General features: G+C 49.7%; 13 protein-coding genes. 8 read left to right on the top strand and 5 right to left on the bottom strand.

The features are described 5' to 3' along the window. Nucleotides 1–23: 23 nt before the first annotated feature. The 5 genes from nifD to ACZ45G_RS27685 form a co-directional block, all read right to left on the bottom strand. Complete coding sequence (nifD, locus tag ACZ45G_RS27705; protein ID WP_464173820.1) at nucleotides 24–1,658, bottom strand: nitrogenase molybdenum-iron protein alpha chain; 1,635 nt, start codon at nucleotides 1,656–1,658, stop codon at nucleotides 24–26. Nucleotides 1,659–1,712: 54 nt separating this feature from the next. Continuing rightward, nucleotides 1,713–2,093, bottom strand: a complete 381-nt coding sequence (locus ACZ45G_RS27700; RefSeq protein ID WP_464173819.1) for a P-II family nitrogen regulator — start codon at nucleotides 2,091–2,093, stop codon at nucleotides 1,713–1,715. Further along, nucleotides 2,090–2,446: a P-II family nitrogen regulator gene (locus ACZ45G_RS27695; RefSeq protein ID WP_464173818.1), complete on the bottom strand. Its 357-nt coding sequence runs from the start codon at nucleotides 2,444–2,446 to the stop codon at nucleotides 2,090–2,092. Before ACZ45G_RS27695 ends, ACZ45G_RS27700 begins: the two co-directional genes overlap by 4 nt. Before the next feature lie 38 nt (nucleotides 2,447–2,484). After that, entirely contained in the window at nucleotides 2,485–3,309 is an 825-nt protein-coding gene (gene nifH / locus ACZ45G_RS27690; RefSeq protein WP_464173817.1) for a nitrogenase iron protein, read from the bottom strand. A 426-nt stretch (nucleotides 3,310–3,735) separates the two neighbouring features. Further along, nucleotides 3,736–4,194: an N-acetyltransferase family protein gene (locus ACZ45G_RS27685; RefSeq protein ID WP_464173816.1), complete on the bottom strand. Its 459-nt coding sequence runs from the start codon at nucleotides 4,192–4,194 to the stop codon at nucleotides 3,736–3,738. An 87-nt stretch (nucleotides 4,195–4,281) separates the two neighbouring features. Here ACZ45G_RS27685 and ACZ45G_RS27680 point away from each other — a divergent pair, with 87 nt between their 5' ends. From ACZ45G_RS27680 to ACZ45G_RS27645, 8 genes are all read left to right on the top strand, one after another. Continuing rightward, nucleotides 4,282–4,608: a hypothetical protein gene (locus ACZ45G_RS27680; protein WP_464173815.1), complete on the top strand. Its 327-nt coding sequence runs from the start codon at nucleotides 4,282–4,284 to the stop codon at nucleotides 4,606–4,608. Nucleotides 4,609–4,640: 32 nt separating this feature from the next. After that, on the top strand, nucleotides 4,641–5,189 hold the full coding sequence (locus ACZ45G_RS27675) for a (2Fe-2S)-binding protein (protein ID WP_464173814.1): 549 nt from the start codon (nucleotides 4,641–4,643) through the stop codon (nucleotides 5,187–5,189). Continuing rightward, nucleotides 5,186–7,552: a xanthine dehydrogenase family protein molybdopterin-binding subunit gene (locus ACZ45G_RS27670; protein WP_464173813.1), complete on the top strand. Its 2,367-nt coding sequence runs from the start codon at nucleotides 5,186–5,188 to the stop codon at nucleotides 7,550–7,552. Before ACZ45G_RS27675 ends, ACZ45G_RS27670 begins: the two co-directional genes overlap by 4 nt. A 10-nt stretch (nucleotides 7,553–7,562) precedes the next feature. Beyond that, nucleotides 7,563–9,848 carry an FAD-dependent oxidoreductase gene (locus ACZ45G_RS27665; RefSeq protein WP_464173812.1) on the top strand — a complete coding sequence of 762 codons (2,286 nt, stop codon included), beginning with the start codon at nucleotides 7,563–7,565 and terminating at the stop codon, nucleotides 9,846–9,848. Nucleotides 9,849–10,040: 192 nt separating this feature from the next. Then, nucleotides 10,041–11,093, top strand: coding sequence for a TRAP transporter substrate-binding protein (locus ACZ45G_RS27660; RefSeq protein WP_464173811.1), 1,053 nt, complete (start codon nucleotides 10,041–10,043; stop codon nucleotides 11,091–11,093). A 115-nt stretch (nucleotides 11,094–11,208) separates the two neighbouring features. Beyond that, nucleotides 11,209–11,721, top strand: a complete 513-nt coding sequence (locus tag ACZ45G_RS27655; protein ID WP_464173810.1) for a TRAP transporter small permease subunit — start codon at nucleotides 11,209–11,211, stop codon at nucleotides 11,719–11,721. Continuing rightward, a complete protein-coding gene (locus ACZ45G_RS27650) occupies nucleotides 11,718–13,043 on the top strand; it encodes a TRAP transporter large permease (protein ID WP_464173809.1) in 1,326 nt (441 codons plus the stop codon). Before ACZ45G_RS27655 ends, ACZ45G_RS27650 begins: the two co-directional genes overlap by 4 nt. An 11-nt stretch (nucleotides 13,044–13,054) precedes the next feature. Further along, nucleotides 13,055–14,095: a molybdopterin-binding protein gene (locus tag ACZ45G_RS27645; RefSeq protein ID WP_464173808.1), complete on the top strand. Its 1,041-nt coding sequence runs from the start codon at nucleotides 13,055–13,057 to the stop codon at nucleotides 14,093–14,095. The last annotated feature ends 24 nt before the right edge of the window (nucleotides 14,096–14,119 follow it).

The raw sequence follows: 14,119 nt of genomic DNA, 5'->3' as shown, positions 1-14,119 counted from the left end.
CCTCTCCTTAATAATTTTATCGTTTATTCCCACGCATATTTTGCGGACAGTTCGGGGGCTGCCTGCCAGGGGGCTTCAAGATATGCCCAGATATTGGCGTTGATCATGCGGTCGATTTCTTCATAAAAATTAACAGCTCCTTTAAATCCGGCATAGGGTCCGCCGGAATCATAGGAATGAAGCTGTTTCATGGGAATACCGCTTTTTTGGATGGCATATTTTTCCTTGATGCCGGCACAATAGATATCCGGCTTGTACATCTCAAGCAGGGTTTCCGTTTCAAACTGGCTGGGGTCGTCGATGATCAGGGTTTCTTTCTCCATTTCCGGCATCATTCCCTTGTAATCTTTGAATTGGTTGCCGGCTGCTTCCAGTGACTGGATCTGTTCATCGGTTTTCCGGGCTGCATATTTGTCAGGGTCCTGTTCGATGGTCAGCTCTTCGATATTTCGGGAATCGGCATCAAGCTTGATCTCCGGAATTACCTTGCGGCCTTCGTAATCGTCCCTGTGGGCAAATTCATATCCGGCCGAGATGGTTCGAATACCGATTTCCCGGAACAATTCCTGGTAATGATGGGCACGGGAGCCCCCCACAAACAGCATGGCGGTTTTTCCGTCGCAGCGTTTTTTTACATCCAGACATTTGGTTTCAACGGCGGGCATCTCTTCTTGGATCACCGCTTCTACCCTTGCAATGAGGGCCTCATCTTCAAAATATGCGGCAATTTTCCGCAGGGCCTTAGCCGTAGCCGCCGCTCCGATAAAGTTGATTTTTATCCAGGGAATCCCATATTTTTCTTCCATCATATCGGCCACATAATTGATGGACCGATGGCACATGACGGTATTTAAGTCTGCGGTATGGGAATTGGCAAACTGGTCATAGGTGGAGTTCCCGGAAAAGGTAGACACCACGCTGATACCACAGCGACCCAGGATCCGGTCTATCTCAAATCCGTCTCCGCCGATATTGTATTCCCCCAGAAGGTTGATCTTAAATTCGGCATCCATGATGGTGTCGTCCCTGCCCACCACATGGGAAAAAATTCCGTTGTTGGCAATGTGATGACCAGCGGACTGGCTCACGCCCCTGTATCCTTCACAGGAGAACCCGAACACGTTGATCCCTAATTTTTCCTTCATTTCCCTGGCCACGGCATGGACATCATCGCCGATGAGTCCCACGGGGCAGGTGGAAAAGATGGAAATGGCCTTGGGTTTAAAAATATCATAGGCCTCCTGGACAGCAGCCTTGAGCTTTTTTTCACCCCCGAACACAATGTCCTTGTCCTGCATGTCTGTTGAAAAACAATAGGTGATGAAATTGTCATCTGCATCCGTGGGAGGTTTGGTCTGGTTTCGCCGGGTCAGCCAGCTGTAGAATCCGCATCCAATGGGCCCGTGGGTAATATTGACAATGTCCCGGGTGGGTCCCATGATCACCCCTTTACACCCGGCATAGGAGCAGCCCCTTTGGGTAATCAACCCGGGTACGGTTCTGACGTTGGCCCCGATCTCCGGGACATTGCCCTCATCATCCACCTGGTTGATAACAATCTGTTTTGATCTTTTCCGGGCCACCTTGGCCGGATATTTTGACAGAATTTCCCGTTTGAGCTCTGTCGGATCAATCGTGTTTTTAGCGTCGCAACTCATAGTGTCACCCTTATAATCTGTCTTAAATAGTCATATCTGGATTAAAGATCCGTCTTAAAAATCGTCCAGAACCTTATTCCCATGTTCATTGGTTCTCACGGACAAGGCGTCAAGGGTTGGCATTACCCAGATCACCCCGTCTCCGGATTTTCCGGTTTGATTGGCGGCCATGATGGTTTTGACCGTCTTTTTGACCAGTTTTTCCGGAACCACCAGGAAAATGACCCGTTTGGGAATCAGCCGGTCCATTTGACCCAACTGGGAGATGGCTTCTTCATACCCCTGCTCGGCCCCCTTTAGCAGATCCATGTTCACCAGACCTTTCCCCCGGCCCAGGGCTTCCGAGGCGGTCATCGAAGAAACCCCAGCTTCAATCAAGGCCTTTTTGGTGGCATTGATCTTGTTCATGCGGATGATCGCCATGATCTCTTTCATGGGCCCACCTCTGCCAATGTGCCTTCTTCCTCCTTGAGGCCCGAGCTGATTGTGTAAGCCTCGTCAACGGGACTGACAAATATCTTCCCATCGCCAAAAGCCCCTTTTTCTCCGGTTTTGGCAGTTGTCATGATAGTCTTGAGCACAAATTCTCGATCCTTTTCATCCACAACCGACAGCAGCATTTCTTTGGGAATTTCATCATAGGTAATCTCACCAATTTTAATTCCCCGCTGTTTTCCTCGCCCTGCGACGCTCATGCGGGTGACGGCGGGAAATCCCGCCTCCATGAGGGCGGCCATGACCTGGTTTACCTTTTCCGGGCGGATAATGGATTTGATCATTATTTTCATTTTGTATAGCTTCCTTTTCTATAAGTTTGGTAAGGGTCCTAGGCAGCAATCCCGTGTTTGATGAGCAGGGCTTCCAGTTCTTCCATTTCAATGGGGGTGGGGATGACAAACATCTTGTTGTCGTTGATCTTCTTGGCCAGGGCCCTGTATTCATCGGCCTGGGGATGGTCAGGGGCAAATTCAATTACCGTTTTTCTGTGGATTTCTGCTTGCTGGACCATGTTTTCCCTGGGGATAAAATGAAGCAACTGGGTTCCCAGTTTCTGGGCTAGGACTTCGATCATTTCATATTCATTGGCCACGGCTCTTGAGTTGCAGATAAGGCCTCCCAGTCGAATGCCGCCGGATTCTGCAAATTTTACGATTCCCTTGCAGATATTGTTGGCCGCATACATGGCCATCATCTCGCCGGAGACCACGATATAAATTTCCTGTGCCTTGCCTTCTCGCATGGGCATGGCAAAACCACCGCAAACCACATCGCCCAATACATCATAAAATATATAATCCAGGTTTTGGTCTTCGGAATAGGCCCCCAGCTGTTCCAACAGATTGATGGAGGTGATGATGCCGCGTCCTGCACACCCAACACCTGGCTCGGGTCCTCCGGATTCCGTGCACAGGGTGCCGCCGTAGCCTTCTTTTCTGACATCTTCCAAAAGAACGTCCTCTCCTTCCTCCCTCAGGGTGTCCAATACCGTTTTCTGGGCAAGGCCGTTGAGAAGCAGCCGGGTGGAGTCTGCCTTAGGGTCACATCCCACCACCATTATTTTATTTCCTGCCTCCACAAGCCCTGCCACGGTGTTCTGGGTGGTGGTTGATTTGCCGATGCCGCCTTTTCCATAAATAGCAATCTTTCTCATGTTGAATATCCTCGTTTAATGGTTCAGTTTGCCTTCGTTCCCTTTCGTTGGTAAATCATGGTATTGCAACGGATAGACCAGATAGGGATGAAAAAGAGCATAAAATTATAAGTATATGATATTAAACAAAATAAATTATTTAGAGTTCCGTTTTAAAAAGACAAGCGTATGAAATAATGGGCAATTAGTCTTTAAAAAATACAAATGTGTATTTAAAAAGAGTCCAAAAATGTAACAAATAAACTTGTAATCAATATTTTTGCATAGCCAGTAGGGCGGTAGTCCTGCTCCTATATTTTAAGGGCTACAGCTAAACCGGGCTTAAGAATTTTTGTGCCCGGTTGTTTTTGGGAAGGATGGAGGGATAGTTACGAAAGCGTAAGAAAGTATGGGGGGCAATCGAATTCCTATGTATAAAAAGGGTCTTTATAAAAATTTTGTCAGGCAGATGAGCTGGGTAGGCTGCCAATTTTCTTTTTCATAAAAGGTAAGGCCTGGTGTGTTGTCCCTGTCAGCCAGCAGTTGCAATCGGTCAATACCCCGGAGTACTGCCCATTGTTCCACTGCCCTGAGCAGTTGAGATCCAATGCCCTTTCCTCTATGGTCTTTATTCACCACCATATCTTCTACCACCGCCGTGATACCGCCCCGGGCCGTTGAAATTCGTGTTTGGGCCGTGCACATGCCCAAAATTTTTGCCCCGTCGCAGGCGACCTTGATGGTTCGGTGTTTGCCGCATCCGTCTAACATGAGTGCAAGGCCCCGGGCCTGGACACGGGCATCAAAGGTGAAGTCTCTTTCAATTGAGAAAAGCTCAGATAAGAGGGAAACAAGCGAGTCTATATCTGTGGGGACAGCCTCCCGGATAAGCATTGTTTTTGTCATGTTTTTTTCCTTAATCCTTCTTAAAGAGTAACTCTGTCATCAGTGTTATAATACTTCACGGCATCGTGCAAGTTCTGAATTTGTCTTGTGGTTGTTAAATTTGTTGCCCGGGCGGGTGCAGGAATTTTTAGGGATTGTCATTCTTCTTTTGCTGGTAAAAAGGCAAAAAAACGTGTATGGGTTTCATTGATATTAAAAAATCAAAGCCTGATTTGCACCCAGCAAGAATTGTTTCTTGAGGGTATTGGCCCTGGAGTTACTCTAATCTTGTTTCTATTTTTTTATGTTTTCCGCATAAAAAAGTATTTATTATTATTTTTTTTGCATAAAAAAGTAGTTTTTTTGCGGAAGTTAAATGGTTTTGTATTGACAAACGAAAATGAAGTTATTAAGAGTGATGAAATTTATTTGTAATGTTTATTATAGACTAACCAAGGGGATGAGCAATGCCTAAATCATCTGAAGGTACCAAGAAGACCGTTGCCGCGCCACCATCCGAAATAAAGATCAAGATTAATGGGTGCTGGCATAATTTTGAACCGGAGCGTGATATTTCACCCACCATGACCCTTTCCTATCTGTTGAGAGAAAAGTTGGGCTTTACCGGCCTGAAAGTGTCCTGTGACGAAGGGGGGTGCGGTGCCTGCACCGTTATCATGGATGGCAAATCCGTATTGTCGTGCATGATTCTCGCCGTTGAGGCCAACGGGCATGAGATACTCACCATTGAAGGCCTTGCCAAGGATGATCCCATTGTGGAAGCCTTTGCCCAGCAGTGTGAACCCGGATATGGAACAGCCCTGCAGTGCGGTATTTGCACTCCCGGTTTTGTGATGAGCACCAAAGCACTGCTGGATGAGAATCCCATACCCACCATGGCCGAGGTCAAGGAAGCCCTTTCCGGGCACATCTGTCGGTGCGGTTGCTATGCAGGTATTGCCCAGGCCGTGACCCACGCTTCCGAAAAAATTGCGAAAAAAGGAGACGCCTCATGAAACAACCTTACACACCGCGGCCGAACTCGAATCGTAAATTTGTCGGCGGCTACCGGCCGAAAATAGACGCCTGGGAAAAGGCCCGGGGAAAAGTCGAATATGTTGATGATATAACCATCAACAGTCGATTTCCCGGTATGCTGTATGCAAAGGTTCTGCGCAGTCCCCATGCCCATGCCCGCATTAAGGATATTGATGTGAGCCGGGCCAAAGTACTTCCCGGAGTTGTCTCTGTGATGACCTACAAGGACCCGGAGTTTGCATCCCTTCGACCCACCAATGCCGGTTGGACTGATGGGGTGGATACGGTCTCCTATGATGGGAAAATGTGGAATCAGTTTAATGACCGTCGGGTATTGGGAGACTATGCCTGCTGGGTAACCGATGAAGTTGGTGCTGTTGTGGCCGCAGAGAGCGAAGAGATTGCCGATGAAGCCATCCGGCTGATCAAAGTCGACTGGGAGGTGTTTCCCTTTGTTCTTGACCCAATCGAAGCCATGAAACCGGGTGCGCCGGTGATTCATCCGGATATGACCCCGAACAATGTGCTGCCCCCGGAAAAAATGGGGGGGGAGGATGTGTTTTTGGACAAGGGCGATGTGGACACTGGTTTTGCCGATGCCGAAGTTGTGATCGAGGCCACCTCAACCCATCACAATGCCACCCAGGCCTCCCTTGATAACTGGTGTTGCCTGGTAGATTGGACAGATGAGAAATTGACCCTCTACTCCAATTCCTATGAAGCGGACCAAACCCGCATGCATATCAGCCAGATGCTGGATCTGCCCCTGCACAAGGTTGCGGTTATCAGTTCCTATGTCGGCGGACAGTTTGGCCGGGGAGACACAGGCGAGCAGCCCTTTTTCCTTTTTACAGCCGTTCTTTCCAAGAAAACAGGTCGCCCTGTAAAGTTTAAACATACTCGCCGGGAAAGTTTCCATGATTCCCGTCAACCCACGATCTATACAGCCAAGGTCGGTGCTAAACGAGATGGCACCATCACCTCCCTGTATTTTAAGTCCATCGGCAATACCGGCGCCTATGCGGATCATTCTATTTTTGCCTTGAAATTTGCCCCCCTGGAAATTTCTGAGGTTTCCTTTGCCCATATTCCCAATGTGAAGCTGGAATCCTATGCTGTTTATACCAATAAACTGCCGGCCTGTATGATGCGGGGCGTTGGTAATTCCCAGTTCAATCTTATTTTCGGGCATGTCATTGATCTTCTGGCCGAAAAATTGGACATGGACCCCATTGATCTGTGCATCAAAAATTTTGGCCATGAGTGGGAAACCCTTCCGGACAAAAGTCTGACGGAAGTGCTGAAACAGGGTGCCGAAAAGATCGGATGGAAAGAAAAACGCAACAAGCCCGGTCAGGGACCTGTCTATGACAAGACCAAAAAACGGGGTGTCGGTTTTTCGATTCACCCCGCATGGCATGCGGAATGGCAGGAAGTACGCCGGGGGCATATTCCGATTTCCATCATCTTGAACCCCGATGGTACCGTTATCCTCAATGCCCCCACCGTGGAAACCGGAACCGGTTCAAATACCTGTAACGTTCTGGGGTGTGCCGAGTCCTTGAATTTTCTGGGAGTTACCCCGGAAAAGATTCACTGGAATCACATGGTCAACACCGACACCAGCCTGAAAGACTGTGTCCAGACCGACAGTGCCGTGTCCTACCTGCAGTCTGAAGTCATCGCTGCGGCCGTGGATGAGGTTAGACGAGAGGTTCTTGACAGGGCAGAACCTGTTCTCAAGGCAAAACCTGCAGATATGGATATTGTGGACGGCCGTATTTTCGTTAAGAAAGATCCAGATCGAGGACTCACCGTGAAAGAGCTTTTATTCCAGGGAGACCTGGTACCCATAACCATCACGAAAAGCAGATTGCCCAATGGCGAAAAAACAGGGGTTCCTTACTTTGCCAATTTTGCCGAAGTGGAAGTGGACATGGATACCGGGAAAGTGGATGTGCTGCATCTGGTGGTGATCAATGACTGCGGTACCGTCATGTTTGCTTCCGGTGCCGAAGCTCAGCAGGTGGGGGGTCAGGTTATGGGATTGGGTGAAGCCCTGACCGAAGAAATTATCTATGACGAGATAACCGGAGTGCCCTTGAATTTTAATTTTATTGATTATAAGATTCCCACCATGGCGGACATGCCCGACATTGACCCCATCCTTCTTGAGGTCTGGAAGGGTGCCGGGGAGTACGGTGCATGCGGAATTGGCGAAGGCACCCTGACCTGCACACCGCGGGCCATCATGAATGCAATTTACAATGCCATCGGTGTCAGAATTAATGATATTCCGATCAAGCCCGAGAAAATACTCCGGGCTCTGGGAAAGGTTTAAGGAGAAAAAGATGACGCTAAGAAATTTCAAACACATATCTGCTTCGTCTCTTGCGGAAGCCACGGATATCTTGTCAACGTCCAATGGACGTTCCGTTGCCATTGCAGGCGGAACAGATCTGCTGGGGGTTCTCAAGGACAAAATTCATGCCCAAGGCCCCGAGGTGGTGGTAAATCTCAAGACAATTCCAAACTTAAATTATGTGAAAGCCACAGACGAAGGCCTCGCCATAGGGGCCATGACCACCCTCACCGACATTTGTAATGACGCTATTATCAAGGAACAATATACACTGCTGGCACAGGCTGCCCATTCCGTTGCTTCCCCCCAGCTGAGAAACATGGGCACCCTTGGCGGCAACATCTGCCAGGAACCCAGATGCTGGTATTATCGGGCGCCGGACGATCTGTTCCATTGTTTGAGAAAAGGCGGTACCAAATGTGCCGCCCTTCTTGGGGAGAATCGGTACCATTCGATTTTTGGCAGCGTGAGGGTGGCCCAGCCCGCCTGTTCCGAAACCTGTCCCGGAAGTATTGAAATCCCTGCCTATATGGAATTTGTTCGCAATGGAGATCTTCAAAGTGCAGCTTTGATTGTCCTTGCAAACAATCCCATACCGGCCATTACCGGCCGTGTCTGCCCGCATTTGTGCGAGTCCAAATGCAATCGAGCCGAATTTGACGAAGCCGTTTCCATCCGGAATGTCGAACGGGTTGTGGGGGATTATATCCTTGACAACGCCGGTGAGTTTTTTGCGCCGCCTGAAAAGGAGCGCAAGGAGAGCGTGGCCATTGTCGGTGCCGGACCTGCCGGTATATCGGCGGCATATTATTTGAGAAAAGCGGGATATCAGGTGACGGTGTATGACAAAATGCCCGAAGCTGGTGGAATGCTCACCTATGGTATCCCGGCGGATCGGTTGTCCAAGGCGGTGGTTCAACGTCAGATTGACGCCTTCAAGAACATGGGCATCTCGTTCAAATTCAATGTAAGTGTTGGAGATGCGGGTGCCACCCTGGAAGAGCTTCGAACAAAATTTACCAATGTGTTCCTGGCATCCGGCGCATGGGGGGAAAGAAGTCTTCCCATGGAGAAAGCAGAACTTTTGACCCAGGGCATTGATTTTCTATCCGCCTTCGGGCTGGGTGAAAAACCTGTTGTGGGCAAACGGGTGCTGGTTGTCGGCGGCGGCAACGTGGCCGTTGATGTGGCCGTCACTGCCAGCCGTATGGGCGCTGACCAGGTCACCATGGTATGTCTTGAGTCCCGGGACAACATGCCGGCTTTTGAGGAAGAAATCGCAGAGGCCCTCCATGAAGGCGTTATTATCCAGCCTTCCTTTGGTCCGGATAAAATCATGGAAAAACAAGGCCAGGTAATGGGGATGGAAGTTGTCAGCTGCACATCGGTGTTTGATGAGAACGGCCAGTTTAACCCTATGTTTGATTCTGCTGTTAAGCAGACCATTGAGGCCGATCAGATTATTCTGGCAATCGGCCAGTCCACAGATATCGCCTACGCAGGGGATCTGGAAAACAACCGCGGCTGGATTGTCATCGATGAAAAGACCTGTGCAACCAACATGAAAGGTGTCTATGCCGGGGGTGACATCGTCAGCGGACCGGCTTCGGTCATTCATGCCGTTGCTGCTGGTCGTAAAACGGCATTTTCCATTGCAAAGATTACCCCAGAGACCAGCATGCCCCTGGGCCAAACTCTTGAGGTGCATTGCGCCAGCCATGATAAATGTTCGCGGGTTGATATAAAAGGGTTTGACGACATCCAGGCTGAAGCTTCCCGGTGTGTGAACTGCGGCTGTATTGCGGTGAATGCCTCGGACATGGCGCCGGCCCTCATGGCCCTTGGTGCCAGGATTAAAACCACCCGAAGAATTATAGGTTCAGACGACTTCTTTGCAGCAGATATCATGAAGTGTACCATTCTGGATCAGGGTGAGCTTGTGGAGGAAATACAGATACCCGCACCGGCAAAGAACAACCGGCAGGGCTATCAGAAATTTCGAATCAGAAATGCCATTGATTTTCCCATTGTCAGTATGGCCTATTCCTTTAACTTTGACGGTCAGGTCATTAAAGATGCCAACATCGTTATGGGTGCTGTGGCACCCATCCCATTGCGGGCACAGGCAGTTGAAGCCTTTCTTGAAGGCAAGCCCATCAGCGATGAAACAGCAGTGGCAGCAGGAGAGGTTGCGGTGGAAGCCGTCAGCCCCCTTGCCAAAAATGCATTTAAGGTACAGGTTGTAAAGGCCTTGATTAGAAAAATACTTGTGTAAACATCCCCCTGCCGGTGACCTCAGGGTTGCCGGCAGGTTTGATGATGTCCATGGAACATTTTAACCAACAAATGGTTTGTTGGGTGAAATGTTAGATATGCCGTTAGGAAGTTCAGGATATTTGGAACATTAACCGAGGATTTTCGGATTGGTTGAATGTCAACAAAACATCAGCAAAGGAACTTAAGCAGAATGAAAAGACGCGAGTTTATCAAGAAAGTTGGAACAGGAGCAGCTGCAGCAGTGGCCGCAACTGCGGTTGCCGCCCCTTCGGTCATTGCAGGTAAAAAAACAACTATCAAGTGGCGGATGCAGACCTATGCCGGTGCTTCGCTGGCAGCCCATGTCTGTAAACCCTCCATTGATGCCTTTAACAAAGCCGCCAATGGGGAAATGGTCATAGAGCTGTACAACGCCGATCAGCTGGTTCCCACGGGTGAATTGTTCCGGGCTATGCAGCGGGGCACCATTGATGCCGTCCAAAGTGATGAAGACTCCATCGGCGCACCCGTGGATGTCTCTGTGTTCGGTGCCTACTTTCCCTTTGCATCCCGTTATTCCCTGGATGTTCCTGTTTTGTTTAATCACTATGGACTCAAAGAAATCTGGCAGGAAGCCTATTCTGAAATAAAAAATGTCACCTGGCTGGGGTGCGGTTCCTGGGATCCGTGTAACTTCACCACCCAGGAACCCATCAGAAGCCTTGCCGACCTCAAGGGGAAAAGGGTATTTACCTTCCCTACGGGCGGCAGATTCCTGAAAAAATTCGGGGTTATCCCGGTGACCCTTCCCTGGGAAGACGTTGAAGTGGCCATGCAGACAAAAGAACTGGACGGCATTGCCTGGTCCGGTATTACCGAGGCCTATACTGTGGGATGGGCAAACGTCAATAAATATTATCTGACCAACAACATTTCCGGTGCCTGGGCTGGTTCTTATTTTGCCAATTCGAAAAAATGGGATGCCCTGCCCGAACATTTGAAAACATTGTTCAACCTGGCCATGGACAGCTCCCATTACCACCGACAATACTGGTATTGGTGGGGAGAGGCCCACTATAGAACAAAAGGCGGAAAGCTGGAACTGACAACCATTCCCGACGCAGAATGGAAAACAGTGGAAGATGAAGCCCTCAAGTACTGGGACGAGATTGGTGCCAAAAGCGCCAGAAGTGCCAAGGTGGTTGGTATCTTAAAAGAGTATGCCAAAACCATGCGGGATGCCGGTGCTCCCTACCGGTATTAAAACCCAATAAGCTGTTTTAAAGATATGCACTGCCTTTTCGGAAGAAAATTGTCCGGGAAGGCAGTACTCAATTTAACCTTTAACCCAAATTGACAAGATCACAAAGGAAGTTTTTATGCCCAATGCAATAAAAACCTATGTAAGATGTGTTGATGCAGTAAACCGACGGGTGGGCAAGTTTGCGCTGTATTTGGTTTTCGTGATGATGGGCATTCTTTTGTTTGCATCGATTTCCAGGACATTTTTTGATGTTCCCTTTGACTGGACAATGGAAATGGCACAGTTCACGATGGCTGCATATTACCTGCTTGGCGGTGGCTACTCCATGCAGCTTAAAGCCCATGTTCGCATGGATGTGCTCTATGAGCGCTGGTCGGAAAAAACACGTGCCAAGGTGGATGTAATCACCTCGGGGTTCCTGATTTTCTACCTGGTGGTGCTTCTTTACGGCGGTCTTTCCAGTACCCTGTACTCCCTCCAATATGGCCAGAGAAATTATTCAAGCTGGGGACCGCCCATGGCGCCTATCAAGATTATTATGGTCATCGGAATACTATTAATGCTGCTGCAGGCGATTGCCGTCTTTTTTAGAGACCTGGCAAAGGCGAGAGGAAAAGAACTGGTATGAGTAATGAATATATTGCGTTGTTAATGTTCTCCACGTTGATGCTCATGCTTGTCACCGGCCAGCGTGTTTTTGGAGCAGTCGGGTTTGTTGCGGCTGTTTCAGCCCTCTTTCTATGGGGAGGCACCGGAGCCGGTGAAATGCCGTTTAACGCCAGCATTGGTCTTTTGAACTGGTATCCCCTGCTGACCCTGCCCCTGTTTATTTTTATGGGGTATATGTTATCCGAGTCGGGCATAGCAGGCGATCTGTATCGCATGTTCCATGTGTGGATGGGGCCCTTACCCGGCGGTTTGGCCCTGGGGACCATCGTCCTCATGGTGGCCATTTCCGCCATGAACGGATTGAGTGTGGCCGGTATGGCCATTGGTACCAGCATTGCCCTGCCCGAAATGCTTAAGCGTAAATATGACAAGATCATGGTCACCGGTGTGATCCAGGCAGGCAGTTCCCTGGGGATCATGGTGCCGCCCAGCATTGTGTTGGTGCTTTACGGCATGATTGCCCGGCAACCCGTGAGCCAGCTTTGGCTGGCCGGTGTTTTTCCCGGTCTCCTGCTGGCAGTTCTGTTCGGGGGGTATATTGCCATCCGCTGCAAACTGAATCCAGAACTGGGACCGCCCCTTCCCAAAGAAGAGCGCGAGATGCCCATGAAAGAAAAACTTCAGCTGCTCTACGCCGGCATCCTGCCCCTGGCCATTATTTTTTCCGTGACCGGACTGTTCATGATCGGTGTCACAAGCCTTGTGGAAAGCTCTGCTGTGGGAGCGGCCGCTGCCACCATTGCGGCCATCGCCAAAAAACGACTCACCCGGAAGGTATTGGACAACACCCTTCACATGACCCTGAGCGTTTCCTGCATGTTCATGTGGATTATCCTGGCAGCTCTTTGTTTCGGGGCAGTTTTTGACGGTTTGGGTGCGGTCAAGGCCATTGAGATTCTGTTCCTGGAAAAATGGGGCCTGGGTCCCTGGCAGGTGCTGATCATGATGCAGGTTTCCTACATCCTAATGGGCATGTTTCTGGACGACACCGCCATGTTGGTCATTGTGGCACCCCTGTATATCCCGCTGATCATCAGTATGGGCTTTAACCCGATCTGGTACGGGGTTCTGTATACGGTCACCTGTCAGATCGCCTATATGACACCGCCCTTCGGCTATAACCTGTTTTTGATGAAAGCCATGGCCCCGCCGGAGATTACCCTGATGGACATCTATAAATCCATTGTACCCTTTGTCTTGCTCATGTGTTTTGGCCTGGCCCTGATCATGATGTTTCCCCAGATTGCCTTGTGGTTGCCTGAGTATTATTATGGAACTTAAGAATTTATTAAATGAAATACTATGAAAAAGAAACGCTAAAGGCCGTGGCGGTTCAGGATGCTGTGGGCAAAGTGCTGCTCCATGACATCACCGAAATTGTGCCCGACCTGTTTAAGGGCCCTAGTTTCAGGAAGGGCCATATCATTACCCAGGCAGACGTGGAAAAATTGCTGGACCTGGGCAAGCGACATATCTATGTGTCCGGTCTGGATGGAGAGGTCCATGAAAATGATGCGGCCCTGCGCATTGCCCGGGCTGCCATGGGCCGTGGGCTGTCCATCAGCGATCCCAAGGAGGGTAAGGTAGGGTTTGCCGCCACCGCCCTGGGCCTGCTCAAGATCAATGTGGCCGCCCTTGAACGATTAAATTCGGTCCAGGATGTCATCTTTGCCACCCTGCATACGAACCAGGTGGTTCAAAAGGACCAGGAGCTTGCCGGCACCCGGGTCATCCCCCTGTCCATTGATGAAAACAAGGTGATTGAAGCGGAAAAAATCTGTAAACAATATTTTCCCATCATCGAGGTAAAACCTCTGGCCAAGCTGGATGTTGGATTGGTGGTAACCGGATCCGAGGTTTTCAGCGGTCGGATCCGGGATGGGTTTGGGCCTGTGGTGGCTAAGAAGTTTGAGGCCCTTGGCAGTCATATTACCCGAAAAGTTATCGTTTCCGATGAGATTGCCATGACTGTATCCGCGATTCAGGAGTTAATGGCGGAAGGGGCCCAGATGATTGCTGTCACCGGTGGTATGTCCGTGGATCCGGATGATTTGACCCCGGCTGCCATCCGGGCGGCAGGGGGTGAAATTGTTTCCTATGGGGCTCCGGTTCTTCCCGGTGCCATGTTCATGCTGGCGTATATCGGGGATATTCCCGTGGTGGGGCTTCCAGGGTGCGTCATGTACCACAGGGCGTCCATCTTTGACCTGATTTTGCCCCGATTGCTTGCCGGAGAAAGTATCCAGCGCTCAGATATCGTAAAAATGGGACATGGGGGATTTTGTTCCAGTTGCAAAGTGTGTCGATTTCCCTCCTGCAGTTTTGGAAAATAGAGTTTAACGAATAAGTTTGGGACT

The sequence above is a fragment of the Desulfoconvexum algidum genome (assembly GCF_055382125.1).
The sequence above is the reverse complement of the archived record's forward strand: the minus strand, read 5'-3'. Positions and strand labels throughout refer to the sequence as shown.